Raw genomic sequence first — 11,919 nt, forward strand, 5'->3', positions numbered from 1 at the left:
GCTCGAGCGTGGCGGTGGGCCGAGGCGTCGCGGCCCTGGCGGGCCGCGCCGCCCATACGTAAACGGGGGTCGCTTCCGCTTTACAGGTTGACACCCCGACGCCGTCATGCAATCACCTGCTCGACCGTGTTAACCCAGTCTGCCTTTTCGCCGCCCTCGTCGATCTCTTTCCACCAGTTCGAGACGGTAGCGTGGCTGTAGGGAACGAACTCGGCGGTTTCGCGGGCCGACATGCCCTGGCGTCGACACTCCTCCATCGTCCAGGCGGCCACCCGTTTGACGTCCTCCTCGGCGATCGGATCGTCGTTCTTGTCGTCGCTGCTCGGGGCTTCCCAGCTCCAGTCGGCCTCGTCTTTCGTATTGAAGTTCCAGTCCGTCGGCGGAATCCCCTCGAGCGGTCGGGGGTCAACGTCCTGGAGTTTCCCACCGGAAACGCGGTCTGCAACGATCGCACGTTTCTTGGACTTCTTCTTGATGATCGTGCCGACGCGCCAGAGCATCGGGTGGATCGACGATTCACCGTGTGCGATGTAGATGAGTGCACCGCCGTACTTGCGGATCTTGTAGACGAGCGGCCCCATCTTCTGGCGGACCTTGTGGCCGTCCGCTCCCGTCCCGCTGGCGTTACTCGAGAACTCGTCGCCGATGAACAGTTTCGGCTGCTGGGGGTTGTCGACGGGATCTCCGTCTTGCTGGACCCACTCCTCGAGGAGCGGGTAGTGGGGAATCCAGCCGTCCTCGACACTGCCATCGTCGCGAACCCAGCGATCGATCCGCTCCAGCGTACGGATGTTACTGCCGACGAGGAGATCGCCGTCGACCCACCGCTCGCGGAGTTGCCCACACAGCCCAGCGAAATCGGTCTTCCCCGCGCCCATCTCGCCCAAGACGACGATCACCGGCGCGGGCCCGGCGACGATCTCCTGCAAGCGGGTGACCGCCTTGATCCCCGCGAGGTCGGCCTCCTGGGACGGGTCGCCGATGTAGTGTTTCAGCGTGACCGTGTCCCCGTTCTCGAGGGCGTTGCGGGCGGTTTCGCCGCCCTCAACTTGGAGGATGTCCCGGTTCTTCCCGACGGCCATGTAGTCCTTCGCCGCCTTGCCCTGCCAGCGGTCGGGATCGTGGTGGACCGCACGCATCGCAAGCTGGCGATCGACCTGCTCGTCGCGGACGAACCCCGTGTGCCGGAGTGCCTCGTCTGGGTCCCGCTCGAGGTTGCCGTCCTGCCACTCGCGAAAGCCGCCGACGGTGTAGTTGTCCTGCTCGCGGCCGCCGTCGGTCATCAACCGTTTGCCGTTCTTCCGGTACTCGGTCCGCCTATCCATCGTTCTGCCCCCCGTCGGTCTTCGCCATCTCTTTCGGATCGACGCCGTCGACGGTGTCGTATAGCCGGTCCGGGCGCGGTCGCGCTCGAGGCGCGTGCTCGCCGTGTTCGCCGATGTACTCGCCCTCGTAGCCGTCGACGTCCTGAATGTCCTCCGTCGCCTTCTCCTCGGCGTCCTTCTCGGCACTTTCGAACCGATCCTTGACGGTCGTCTTCGGGTTCATCAGCCCGCGCTCGTCGGCCTCGGCCTCCTGATTGACGACGTCGCGCTGTATCTCGAGCCCCATCTTGGAGATCCGCCCGCGCAAGCGGTTGTACGCGAGATAGACGTCGATCAGGTCGCCGTGGACGTCCTCGAGCATGGCCTTGGTGGTGACGAGTTTCGAGTCGGCCATCTCGCTCATGTAGCAGCCGGTGACGATCAGGGTGCCCTCCTCGCCCTGATCGGGGTGCCAGTCGAACTCTCGAACCTCGAAGGCGTCGCCGTCGTTGACCGTGTACGGCGACGGGCCGACGATCTCCTTGTTGTCCCAGACGCCGGGCTCGACGTAGTATTTCTCGCGGACGTCTTCGACGCCGTTGATGTGATGAACGGTCACCATGTTCCGGTTGCGGAGCTTCCGCGCGCCGGTAATGAACAGTCCCGTCAACGGTGGGCCGAGCAGGAAGATCGCCGCGATCCACCCGTGTACGATAGGCGGGATGCCCGGCAGTTCCGGGCGGAACCAGATCAACGCGACGGCGATCGACATGAGCACGCCCGCGACGAGTAGCTGGGCTTCGGCGACGACGTAGGTGAGCCGGTCGCTCCAGCCGCCGAACGTGCCGCTCGTCTCGCTCATGCTTCGATCACCCCGCTGTCTTCGCTGCGAACGACGTAGGCGGCCGAGAGCCCCGCCAGCGCCGTCGTCAGGAGCACGCCGGAGAACAGCCCCGACTCACCGCCGAAGTGACGGAACGGGTTCCGTTCGACCTGCCCGACCGAGACGAACGCGCCAGTCCCTTGCTGAAGTGACCGCCGCGTCGCGATCGCGACGCCCGCGCCTTCCCGATCGGTGACCGCGAACGTGATCGTGTTGGTGCCCTCGTCTAACTCTACCTCGTCGTAGTTGAACGACCCCGTGCCCTGCTCGAAGTCGCCCGCCTCGGTCATGCTGACTTTCGTCTCGGCGTCGGCCTCGAGCGTGATCGTGAACATCCCTGGCCGGTACTCCCAGTTGGTGATCCGGGTCTCCGAATCGATCTCCTGCAAGTAGTCGCCCTGGGTCTCGGCGACCGTTTCGTTGAGCTCGTCGCTGGCCTCCTGGTCGGTCGCGTTCTCCTGCGCCGCGACCGGGCCCGCCGCCGCGCCCATGCCCATCGCGAGAACAGCCGCGACGACCGCCAGGAGGACGACTTTCCGGCTCATCGTCTACCTCCGACGAACGGGATGTAGTCCGTCGCAATGCCGATAATGACCATCAATATCCCGCCGATAATTGCGAGGCCCGCGAGGTCGCCCGACTCGAACGATCCGAACGACGGGAGTCCCAGCCAGTCGTCGTCGCCGTCGTCGGTACTGTCGTCGTCCTCGTCCTCGAGCGCCTGTTCGTACTCGGTGGACCACTTCTCGAGTTCCTGCTGATATTCCTCGATCTCGACCGTGTCGTGCTCGGGACGGTCCCAGTCAGCCTCGTAGTCGTCCTCGAGTTCGTTGCCGTCCTGATCGGTCAACGACTGAACCGTGACAGAGCCGTAGTTGAGCGAGATCGACTCGCCGGAGGGACCGTCGTAGGCGATCGCGTTGAAGACCATGCCATTGACAGCACGCGGGTCGGTCGTTGCCATGTCCTTCGCCCAATCACCGACGTCGTGCTCGCGGACGATAGTCCCATCAGCAGTGTCGATCTGCACGAGGAGACCATTCCGGTCGTTGAACCACAGATGCCCTCGGGCATCGAGGATCATCGACCCGGCATCACTGGCGTTCGTCGACACACTCCAGTTCTCACTACCGGACCCGGCCTCGAGCGCGACCACGTCACCGGAAGAATAGCCAGCGTAAACCTCATTACCGGCGTAGTCGGCAGCAAGAGCCGAATAGCCGTCGCTGGAGTAGCTGCTGCTCCAGAGTTCGGTGCCGTCCGCAAGGTCGTAGGCTTTGACGTCACCGTTCTTACCGACGGCGTAGACGACACCGTCAACGACGTCGACGCCGTTAGTCACGTCGAACGGGCCATTACTCCAGCGTTTTGAGTAGTCCTCAGAGTCGACGTCATAACACGCGACATTGCCGAGGGAGTCTCCATGCGCCAAGACTGTACCCTCAGCGTCCAAAGCGAGGGTTTTGGTGTTGCTCTCCGGGTTGAAGTTCCAAAGCTCATCGCCAGTTTCCGGGTCGATACCGAACACACCAACACTGTCGTAGCCGGACGCAGCAACGAGTACGTCCCGAGCAGAGCCGATGGCAGCATGGCTCATATCGCCAGTGTCGCTGCTTTCCTCCCACAGGTGTTCACTGGTGCCATCAATGACGTCGAACTTGTAGAGCGAAGTGCCGCTACAGGTCCACGCAGTATTCGACGGCCGGTGAAGCGCATATCCAGTCCCGCCGTCAGAGTTCGTCAAGCGTTCGCCGCCGACCGGGTCGTAGGCGGATCCGTTGAGGTACACGTTCGTACCAGACTGGTACGTCTCTCCGGCGGATAGCGTAGTGTTTTCTCGGAGATCAGCGAACAACTGGCCCTCGATCGGCTCGGCCTCGTGGAGAGTCGCGTAGTCGAGATTCGAAACCCTACCAGCCGAATCGCGTTCGAGCGTGCGGTCGGTGACGCCCGTGTACTCAAGCGTCATCGACGCAACGCTCGAGAGGTCGGAGCGATCGAGGCCGAGTTGCGAGAGCAAGGCCATTTGAAACCGGCTGTCCGTCGCGTCGGTCGACCCGCTCAGGTGGGCAGCCATGCCCTCAACACCGCGAATATCCGATGGCGAGATAGTACCGTCGTCCATCGCCTGGTAGAGGTCGTCTACCAGTTGTTGATCGTAGTTCCCTTTCACGGCGGCCGCATTGGTCTCAATATCGTTGAGAACGCCAGCAGCGTCCGCGAGCACGCCGACTGTTTTGCTCTCGAGGTCGGCATCGGAAACGCTGTTGACGACACACGCAGCGCGGAACGTGACCGTCTCGCCGTTGTCAGTCGGGACGTCAACGAATTCCTCGGCATCGGCATCGTAGTGACCGAGCAGGTCGTCGTCCAGCTTGACCGTCAGGGAGTCGCCGTTATCCCATTCAGCATGGAACTCAGGCACGTCAACGTCGTAGGAGTCGCCGTTCGGCAGCGTGATGGTCGAAGCCGTGAGGTCCGGTGCGATGTACGTGCCGCTCGCGACGATCGAGCCGGAGCCGCTGTAATTGTCGTTCGACGGTGCCCAGGAAACGAACCGATCGTTCAGGCCGTCGGTCGATCGGCAGACGTCCGAGATCGCCGAGAGTTGCGAGAGGTTAGCGATCTTGGTCGCGGCCGCGTTCCGGTAGAGGATCGAATGCTGGTCGTCGATCGCCGCAAGGACAGCATCATAGGCCGCGTTCGAGCCGTCGCCGTCCTCATACGAATCGGCAATCGCAGCACGACCCGCGATATTGGCGACCATGCTCATGTCCTCGAGCCGGTTGTCGAGCAGGATACTCGCGACGTCGTCCCACCACGCCATTGCCGTCGTCGCCTGCCCGTGCAGGGCAACCTCGTCGGCAGACGGATCGTTGTTGACGTCACTGAACAGGACGTCACCACCGAAGAACGTCGACGACGTCGTGTCGGGGTTCGTGCCGTCGTAGGCTTCGCCGCAGACGCCGACGTTCGACGTACAGGTAGGCACTGCCGCGACGGTGCCGCTCGAGGAGACCGTGCCGCCGATCGCCGCCGCGCCGGTCAGCAGAGCTAGCCGCAGCGCCTCACGCCTCGAGAAATCTAAGTTACCCCCCTCGAGCGTGGGCTGTGGGCTGGAGCCGTCCGATCCGGCCGACATTACGATCGCCTCCGTGCGAGCACCCCGGCGGTTGCCAGCGCCGCGATCGCCACGCCGACGCCGAAGCCAGGCGAGCCGTCCGCGCCGTCGAAGAAGCCACCGCCGATCGTGGCGTCGTCGGGCGCGACGTACCCGCTCGCGATGTTGTTCGCGTTCCCGACCTCGACGAGCGCGCGGTACTCGACACCGGATTCAAACCCGGTGTCGCTCAGTTGGTACTCGTTCGTCACCGTGTCGTTCGGCGTCCCGGTCACGGTGTCGGTGACGATCGTGTCCGCGGTGACCGAGATCGAGAGCACGGTGTCGTCGGAGGTGAGCGAGTCGCTGGTTTCCCCCGACAGGTCAACCGTCCCGTCGTCGGCGAACGCGGTCCCGTCGACGGTGACGGTCGTCGCGCTTTGGTCCAGTTCGACGTCGTAGGTCGCGTGATCGTGGACGTCCTCGTTGACGGTGAGGGTCGTCCCGCTCAGGGTCTCGTCGTAGTCGGATAGCTCCGTGCCGTCGTCCTGGTAGGCCGCCTCGGTGTACGTCGTGAACTCGACGGTCTCCTCCGAGGTGTTCTCCATCGTTTCGGCGAACTCGATGTCCAACTCGACGTAGGACGTGTTCGACGTCGTCTCGATCGTTGTGTTCTCGATCTCCTCGAGGCCGCTGTCCTGGGCGCTCGCGATCCCGGCGATCCCGAAGCCAAGACAGAGGGTGATCGTAACCCATGCGATTAGGACCGTGTAGGCCGTCTCTGGCCGGAGTAGCGTCGTGAAAGAATTCCTCATTGTGACCACCTCAGTAGTACGCGATCAGGTAGTAGCCCGCGCCGTTGATCGTGATCAGCAGGACGCCGGCGTACCAGTACGCGGCCATCGCAGCTGCGACGGCCGGGACGAGCGCCACCGCGAGGTTCATTAGGACCATCCCGCCGACGACGGCCGCTTGTTCCTGGGAGAAGTCGTTGAAATCGCGGCTCTCGTTAGAGAACCAGGCGATCCCGACGATGATGATCGTGAAGATGAATCCCCACGTGATTTCGGTGCCTGCGGCCGCGTACAGGACGTCCGACAGGTAGAACGAAATCGGGTTGTCGATACCGATCGTGCCCAGCCCCGACATCGACAGCGTCGCCGCGACGAACAGGGGCGCGAGCACGGCGTCGATCAGGTCGACGCCCTCGTGATTTTTCATACCGCTGAACGGGTTTGCAGTTGCCATATGCAACGCCGAGCGGTCGAACCCGATCCGCCTAATATCTCAGCTATTTGGGTAGTCATTAGCTATAATAGGTAACGGGTTGCCGCCCGGCATATGGCGATTCGAAAACTGCAGGAAGTCGGCGGGTCAACTGGCGTGACAATTCCAAAGGACGATCTCATTCTCGAAGATCTTCTTAACGCTTCGGGAGAACTGAATGGCGAGTATCATGCTCATATCAAATATGAAGGAGGAGGTGAGTGGCGGTTGAAACTCCTCGATATCGATGGTAACGCTGATTCGACTCCCCAAACTGAATAGATATCACCAGGAGCTCAGGAAATCCGGTAATCCTGTCTCCAATAATACCAAATACTATTCTGAAATCCTCGAAAATGCGAATTATTGAATGTAGTTGGAACTTCTAAGGATTATTGCTAAAATAAATCAGAAGAGGGAAAGTTAGTTGACTTCGTACTCGTCTAAAATCTGGGAATCGCCATTGTCTGCTTCCCAGACAATCTGGACCTTGTCGAACTCGTCGTATGCGGCACTATCGTCGATCACACCAACGATGTATGCATCGTCACTTTCGTCAATTTCGTCGCCGTTGAATGCGATCACCATGGCTTCAGTGTCGCCGCCCGATGTATCGTAGTCGTCACCGGCACTACTACTGGTACTGCCATGGTCGTCTACAACGCCGATTTTGAATGAGTCTCCGGCTGAGAGATCATCACCCCAGTCACTCGACTCAAGATCCCATTCTGTTGCCGACACACCGCTGTCAGTCTTAATGACTAGATCACCGCCGTCGAGAGATTCACCGCCTGTAATGGTTGCAGTGACGTTGAGGTCGGAGTCAGTCTGTGTATTATCTTGATCCCATTCGAAGTTCGCTGTCGGAGCTGTATTACCGACACTATCGCCTAGGTCAAGCACGAACGCAGCAATTACGGCAGCCAAAATTACAGTTATGGCTACCATGAGTATAACCCCGATAACCGGGCTTACAGCCCGCTCATCCTCATCTCCGACTAACTTTGAACGTACTTTTTTAAGATCCATTATTAGTTAACCTCGTATTCAGCCAGGATCTGTGAGTCGCCACTGTCAGCTTCCCAGATTACTCGAACCGTGTTCCCGCTGATGTCGCCGGAGAGACTGTTCCCACTACCGTCTCCAACCTCAACGGAATCACTAGCAGAGATACCATCGCTGGATCCCCATCCTAGGCTTGAAGCCGTGGCATCGTCGTCTCCATTGTCAACGAGAATCTCGTCTTGCTCTAGTTCCTCCCCACCAGTATGCTCGATCGTCACAGTAGCAGAGGACCCATCACCTTCTTGATCAAACTCAATATTCGCCTGTGGTGCGGTGTCCCCGACGCTATCTCCCAGGTCGAGCACGAATGCAGCGATCACGGCAGCCAGAATCACAGTTATGGCCACCATCAGGATAACCCCGATAACGGGAGATACCGCACGTTCTTCCTCCGATCCAACTAATTTATCTCTAATTTTCTTTCCGTCGAACATTGTTTCTCACAGCACCACTTTCAGCCGGGCCGGAAGGTCTATGCCCCCGCGTATGGTATCACGGACCTGCGCGGGGATTGGGGGTCCAGGCACGACCGCCCCGCCATACCCTTCCTGCCGTGCGATTTGGTGCTGGTAACAACCAGTTGACTACGGGTACATATATTTGCCCCATAGTATATCTCATCGATGAAAACGACCCTCTCCAACGGTTTCATATCTGAGAATTAGACAAGGATAGAACCGTTACAGCACCGGCTTGAAGCCACGCTGTCTGTCGATTTTTGCGCGTGGTAACTACTCCGGCACCTACATGATCCTCGCGTTCTGAAACCACCCCAATGACCGACGGCGAACCGCTCGTCACCGAACAGGACTTCGCAGCGACCTACGACGGCGGGGCCTATTCCGACGCCTACGAAGCGGTCAAACAGTACCGTCGCGCGACCTCCTACGCCTTCCGTAACGACGTGAAATCAGGCGCGACCGCATCGGCGCTGGACCTCCCGCGTGGTCGGCTCCGAACCTGGATCGACGACGGTGGTTCGCCGGACGTCGTCCGTGGCCTCGAGACCGCTCGCGAGTACGGCTGGCTCGAGGTCACCTACGACGAGTCGGAATTCACTGGACTGAACACGCTCGTCGCGAACGTCTTTTCCGGTGGCTCGATCGCCGATCAACACTACCAGCCAGCGTTCGCGCTGAACCATCTGGGGGAGGAGTCCCACGTGATCGACGCGCTCGAGGTGGCCGGAGTCGACTACGAGATCGTCGACGAGCGTGACGGCCGGGGCGACGAGGTACGGCCAACCACGGACGGCTCGGTGTTGGGCCGGGTGTTGGCCGTTCTCGGCGCGCCGGTCGGTCCGAAAGTCGATCAACGTCTCGAGTTACCGACGTACCTCGAGAACGCGCCGGCTGACACTCGAGAGACGTTCGTCTACTCGTATCTGGAAAATCGTGCGGTCGAGCGGGACGGCAAAGCGACATTGACGATCCGCGAGGACCGAAACCGTAGCTACCTCGAGGAGTTGACGGACCTGATCGAATCGGTTGCGGACGCGCCCGTTCGGCTCGGCGATCGGGACATCGTGATTTCTGCCGAGGCGTCGCGAAACCTCGGAACGGTACGGTAAGCGATGTTAGTCGTCGTCTTCTAAGTCTTCGGCAGAGAGTTCACCGTGGAGATACGCACGGCCGCGATCAGTGATCTGGTAGTAACTCCCGTCGACTTTTTCGATGAAATCTGCATCCTCGAGTTTGCTCATTCGCCGAGAAACCCAGTTCCGGGAGTAGTCTAGATTGATCGCTGCTACCGCGGGCGAGAGAATCAAATCAGACTCTTCAAGCAGTTCGAGAATCCGATCGTCGGTTTGATTCATCCAGTCAACCCGCGGGCGCATACCCGCACATCGAATTGAGTCATTTAACAGATGCCGAAACCTGCTCAGTAAAATAACGATTGGTGTTTGAAAGAACACGGATTAGTGGGTTAGAATTAAGTACGGTCCGTTCTTGGATGGCATCAACGGAAGCCAGACGGACCCGCCGCTGTCCCGGTCGGGTCCATGCGAGAACGCGGACCCGGTGTTTGGGGCACCGGCCCGCCTGGCTTCCGTATCTCCGGTACGGAAGCATGCAAACACGCAATCCGCGGGGGAATAAAGCCCCCGTTCGCTCGCAGCGAAGAACGACTATTCGAGGGTGCGCCCGATTTCCGATTTCGGTTCCGATTCCGATTATCGGAATTTTCGGAAATCGACTGAACCCAACGAAGAATGCTCGAGAGGCTGAATTTCATCGAAATCGATCAATTTCGGAAATTCCGGAAACGACCCGGAATCGCTTATGCGGTGTCCGTACTGACGTAGTAACCAGCCGACGGACAGCAGCCGCGCGCGCCCCCTGGTCCTACACAGTGGCGCGCCCGGCACGTCCGCGGTCCCACGGATGTGAGACCATGACGCACCTAGTACGCACTCAGTGTAAGAGTACCGGATTCTGTAACTACAGCGATACGCTCGTCTCGGACGATACCTCGAGTCGCAACTGCGCCGACGTGGCTCCGGTGGGGGGATCGGCATGAGCGACGATTTACAGCCGCTTTCGCCGGAGAAGGGCGTCGAGCGGTTCCTACGGCATCACAAGCCCAGTGTCCGAGAGACGTCGTTCCGAAACGCCAAGCACCGCCTGTCGGTATTTCTCGAGTGGTGTGACGAGCGGGAGATCGAGAACCTGAACGACCTCGACGGTCGCATGCTCGCTGATTTCGTCGACTGGCGACGGAACGATGTCGCACCGATCACGCTCCAGAAACAGCTGAGTAGCGTCCGCCAGGCGCTTCGCTGGTGGGCCGATATCGAAGCGGTCACCGACGGACTCGCGGAGAAACTCCACGCACCGGAACTCCCCGACGGGGCGCAGTCCAAGGACGTATTTCTGGACCCCCAGCGGGCACGTGCGGTGCTCGAGTACTTCGATCGGCACCACTACGGGTCTCGCGAACACGCACTGATTGCGCTCCTCTGGCGAACGGGTATGCGCCGAAGTGCGGCTCGATCGATCGACGTCGACGACCTCGAGCCCGACGAACACGCAGTCCGTGTCGAGCACCGACCCGAGACCGGAACGACGCTGAAGAACGGGGAGGACGGCAACCGTTGGGTCTATCTCGGCCCGGAGTGGTTCGCAGTTCTCACCGCGTATCGGGACAACCCCGATAGACCGAAGGTCACCGACGAACACGGCCGTCGGCCGCTGTTTACTACTCAGCAGGGAACCCGGCCGACCGGAGACACGCTTTACAAGTGGGTACTTCGAGCGTTACACCCCTGCACCTACGACGAATGTCTTCACGGGGAAACGCCGGACTCCTGTGAGGCTCGCGGTCGTGCCGCTCGGCTGGCACAGTGTCCGTCAGCGCGCTCTCCCCACGCGATTCGACGTGGTGCGATCACCCACCATCTCAATCAGGACACGACCCCCGAGGTCGTCAGCGAACGAATGGACGTCTCGCTCGAAGTGTTGTACGAGCACTACGACGCGCGCACCGAGCGCGAGAAAATGGAAGTTCGTCGTGAAAACCTGCCTTAAGTTATCACAACCATGAGAGAAACGATCCGATCCGTATGTTTCGATTCGAAACCTCCATCCCGGCGAGTCCATAATTCTGCAGGGCGAGCAAACTCGCAAGTAACAGGTGTCCTCGACACTCGGATTACACCGCTGAAAAACGCGACGGCTAGCTCACGACGACGCCCGACGACTCGAGTCCAAAAACGGTCTCACGGGGAGCGTGTCAGAGGCACGAGTGTCGTGAGACCGAATAGTCGTTCGTAACGAACCATAGTCAGCGTTCCGGCCGAACCGGTCGCGAGAGCGCGTGTCCCCTCCCGGGCCGATACGATGTCGGGATATCGCTGCTGCGATCCTCGAGAAGACGCCGGCCTGGCTCGTTACTCGTCCGGGCTCGGCGACTGGAGCCGCGAGAGGTACGACGCCAGGTCGGTCGTCGTAACGATGCCGATCACGCCTTCAGTCTCGTCGACCGCCGGGACGTGTTTGAACCCGTGTTCGATCATCAGGTCGGCGACGTCCCGGATCGAGTCCTGCGCGGAGGCCGTGATGACGTCGGTGGTCATGTACCGCGAAACGGTCGTCTCCGCCTTCGGTTGGCTCTGGGCGACGATGTCGACGAAGTCGGTCGAGGTGAGGATTCCCTCGAGGCCGCCGTCCTCGTCGACGACGATGACCGAGCCGATATCGTTCTCCAGCATTACCTGGCCGGCGTCCTCAACGAGGGTATCCGGCGAGACGGTATGTAGCGACGAGGACATGACTCGTGCTACGAAAATGTCTTCCATACCC

13 protein-coding genes are annotated in these 11,919 nt (G+C 60.5%); 3 read left to right on the forward strand and 10 right to left on the reverse strand.

The window, feature by feature from the left end:
- Positions 1–104: 104 nt before the first annotated feature.
- Genes CHINAEXTREME_RS20260 through CHINAEXTREME_RS20285 form a run of 6 tightly spaced genes read right to left on the reverse strand, consistent with a single transcriptional unit; the run spans position 105 to position 6,535 of the window.
- A complete protein-coding gene (locus CHINAEXTREME_RS20260; protein WP_010546889.1) occupies positions 105–1,325 on the reverse strand; it encodes a P-loop NTPase family protein in 1,221 nt (406 codons plus the stop codon).
- Positions 1,318–2,166, reverse strand: coding sequence for a hypothetical protein (locus tag CHINAEXTREME_RS20265; protein WP_010546888.1), 849 nt, complete (start codon positions 2,164–2,166; stop codon positions 1,318–1,320). The genes CHINAEXTREME_RS20260 and CHINAEXTREME_RS20265 overlap by 8 nt, the downstream gene beginning before the upstream one ends.
- Positions 2,163–2,732, reverse strand: coding sequence for a hypothetical protein (locus CHINAEXTREME_RS20270; protein WP_010546887.1), 570 nt, complete (start codon positions 2,730–2,732; stop codon positions 2,163–2,165). Before CHINAEXTREME_RS20270 ends, CHINAEXTREME_RS20265 begins: the two co-directional genes overlap by 4 nt.
- Positions 2,729–5,329 carry an outer membrane protein assembly factor BamB family protein gene (locus tag CHINAEXTREME_RS20275; protein WP_010546886.1) on the reverse strand — a complete coding sequence of 867 codons (2,601 nt, stop codon included), beginning with the start codon at positions 5,327–5,329 and terminating at the stop codon, positions 2,729–2,731. The genes CHINAEXTREME_RS20270 and CHINAEXTREME_RS20275 overlap by 4 nt, the downstream gene beginning before the upstream one ends.
- Complete coding sequence (locus tag CHINAEXTREME_RS20280) at positions 5,329–6,102, reverse strand: PGF-CTERM sorting domain-containing protein (RefSeq protein WP_007140409.1); 774 nt, start codon at positions 6,100–6,102, stop codon at positions 5,329–5,331. Before CHINAEXTREME_RS20280 ends, CHINAEXTREME_RS20275 begins: the two co-directional genes overlap by 1 nt.
- 10 nt (positions 6,103–6,112) lie before the next feature.
- Positions 6,113–6,535 carry a hypothetical protein gene (locus CHINAEXTREME_RS20285; protein ID WP_029601797.1) on the reverse strand — a complete coding sequence of 141 codons (423 nt, stop codon included), beginning with the start codon at positions 6,533–6,535 and terminating at the stop codon, positions 6,113–6,115.
- A gap of 93 nt (positions 6,536–6,628) precedes the next feature.
- Between CHINAEXTREME_RS20285 and CHINAEXTREME_RS20290 the strand changes: the two genes are divergently transcribed.
- Positions 6,629–6,835, forward strand: coding sequence for a hypothetical protein (locus tag CHINAEXTREME_RS20290; RefSeq protein ID WP_076738775.1), 207 nt, complete (start codon positions 6,629–6,631; stop codon positions 6,833–6,835).
- A gap of 141 nt (positions 6,836–6,976) precedes the next feature.
- Here CHINAEXTREME_RS20290 and CHINAEXTREME_RS20295 read toward each other — a convergent pair whose 3' ends face one another.
- Positions 6,977–7,582 (reverse strand): type IV pilin, encoded by a 606-nt coding sequence (locus CHINAEXTREME_RS20295; protein WP_007140407.1) that lies wholly within the window; start codon positions 7,580–7,582, stop codon positions 6,977–6,979.
- Positions 7,583–7,584: 2 nt separating this feature from the next.
- Positions 7,585–8,052 (reverse strand): type IV pilin, encoded by a 468-nt coding sequence (locus tag CHINAEXTREME_RS20300; protein WP_007140406.1) that lies wholly within the window; start codon positions 8,050–8,052, stop codon positions 7,585–7,587.
- 341 nt (positions 8,053–8,393) lie between these two features.
- Between CHINAEXTREME_RS20300 and CHINAEXTREME_RS20305 the strand changes: the two genes are divergently transcribed.
- The gene (locus CHINAEXTREME_RS20305; RefSeq protein WP_010546883.1) at positions 8,394–9,188 is read left to right on the forward strand and encodes a hypothetical protein; all 795 of its coding nucleotides are present in this window, start codon (positions 8,394–8,396) and stop codon (positions 9,186–9,188) included.
- A gap of 6 nt (positions 9,189–9,194) precedes the next feature.
- Here CHINAEXTREME_RS20305 and CHINAEXTREME_RS20310 read toward each other — a convergent pair whose 3' ends face one another.
- On the reverse strand, positions 9,195–9,455 hold the full coding sequence (locus CHINAEXTREME_RS20310; RefSeq protein WP_007140404.1) for a helix-turn-helix domain-containing protein: 261 nt from the start codon (positions 9,453–9,455) through the stop codon (positions 9,195–9,197).
- 679 nt (positions 9,456–10,134) lie between these two features.
- On the opposite strand from CHINAEXTREME_RS20310, the gene CHINAEXTREME_RS20315 reads away from it, so the two are divergent.
- Positions 10,135–11,145, forward strand: coding sequence for a tyrosine-type recombinase/integrase (locus CHINAEXTREME_RS20315; RefSeq protein WP_010546882.1), 1,011 nt, complete (start codon positions 10,135–10,137; stop codon positions 11,143–11,145).
- A 362-nt stretch (positions 11,146–11,507) separates the two neighbouring features.
- Here the strand turns inward: CHINAEXTREME_RS20315 and CHINAEXTREME_RS20320 are convergent, their stop codons facing one another.
- Complete coding sequence (locus CHINAEXTREME_RS20320; protein WP_076738776.1) at positions 11,508–11,915, reverse strand: CBS domain-containing protein; 408 nt, start codon at positions 11,913–11,915, stop codon at positions 11,508–11,510.
- Positions 11,916–11,919: the final 4 nt, after the last annotated feature.

This window comes from Halobiforma lacisalsi AJ5 (assembly GCF_000226975.2).
Lineage (GTDB): Archaea > Halobacteriota > Halobacteria > Halobacteriales > Natrialbaceae > Natronobacterium > Natronobacterium lacisalsi.

What these genes read in the sequence shown, in the direction of transcription:
- CHINAEXTREME_RS20260 (WP_010546889.1), bottom strand. Translation starts at nt 1,325, where the DNA reads ATGGATAGGCGGACCGAGTACCGGAAGAACGGCAAACGGTTGATGACC.
- CHINAEXTREME_RS20265 (WP_010546888.1), bottom strand. Translation starts at nt 2,166, where the DNA reads ATGAGCGAGACGAGCGGCACGTTCGGCGGCTGGAGCGACCGGCTCACC.
- CHINAEXTREME_RS20270 (WP_010546887.1), bottom strand. Translation starts at nt 2,732, where the DNA reads ATGAGCCGGAAAGTCGTCCTCCTGGCGGTCGTCGCGGCTGTTCTCGCG.
- CHINAEXTREME_RS20275 (WP_010546886.1), bottom strand. Translation starts at nt 5,329, where the DNA reads ATGTCGGCCGGATCGGACGGCTCCAGCCCACAGCCCACGCTCGAGGGG.
- CHINAEXTREME_RS20280 (WP_007140409.1), bottom strand. Translation starts at nt 6,102, where the DNA reads ATGAGGAATTCTTTCACGACGCTACTCCGGCCAGAGACGGCCTACACG.
- CHINAEXTREME_RS20285 (WP_029601797.1), bottom strand. Translation starts at nt 6,535, where the DNA reads ATGGCAACTGCAAACCCGTTCAGCGGTATGAAAAATCACGAGGGCGTC.
- CHINAEXTREME_RS20290 (WP_076738775.1), top strand. Translation starts at nt 6,629, where the DNA reads ATGGCGATTCGAAAACTGCAGGAAGTCGGCGGGTCAACTGGCGTGACA.
- CHINAEXTREME_RS20295 (WP_007140407.1), bottom strand. Translation starts at nt 7,582, where the DNA reads ATGGATCTTAAAAAAGTACGTTCAAAGTTAGTCGGAGATGAGGATGAG.
- CHINAEXTREME_RS20300 (WP_007140406.1), bottom strand. Translation starts at nt 8,052, where the DNA reads ATGTTCGACGGAAAGAAAATTAGAGATAAATTAGTTGGATCGGAGGAA.
- CHINAEXTREME_RS20305 (WP_010546883.1), top strand. Translation starts at nt 8,394, where the DNA reads ATGACCGACGGCGAACCGCTCGTCACCGAACAGGACTTCGCAGCGACC.
- CHINAEXTREME_RS20310 (WP_007140404.1), bottom strand. Translation starts at nt 9,455, where the DNA reads ATGCGCCCGCGGGTTGACTGGATGAATCAAACCGACGATCGGATTCTC.
- CHINAEXTREME_RS20315 (WP_010546882.1), top strand. Translation starts at nt 10,135, where the DNA reads ATGAGCGACGATTTACAGCCGCTTTCGCCGGAGAAGGGCGTCGAGCGG.
- CHINAEXTREME_RS20320 (WP_076738776.1), bottom strand. Translation starts at nt 11,915, where the DNA reads ATGGAAGACATTTTCGTAGCACGAGTCATGTCCTCGTCGCTACATACC.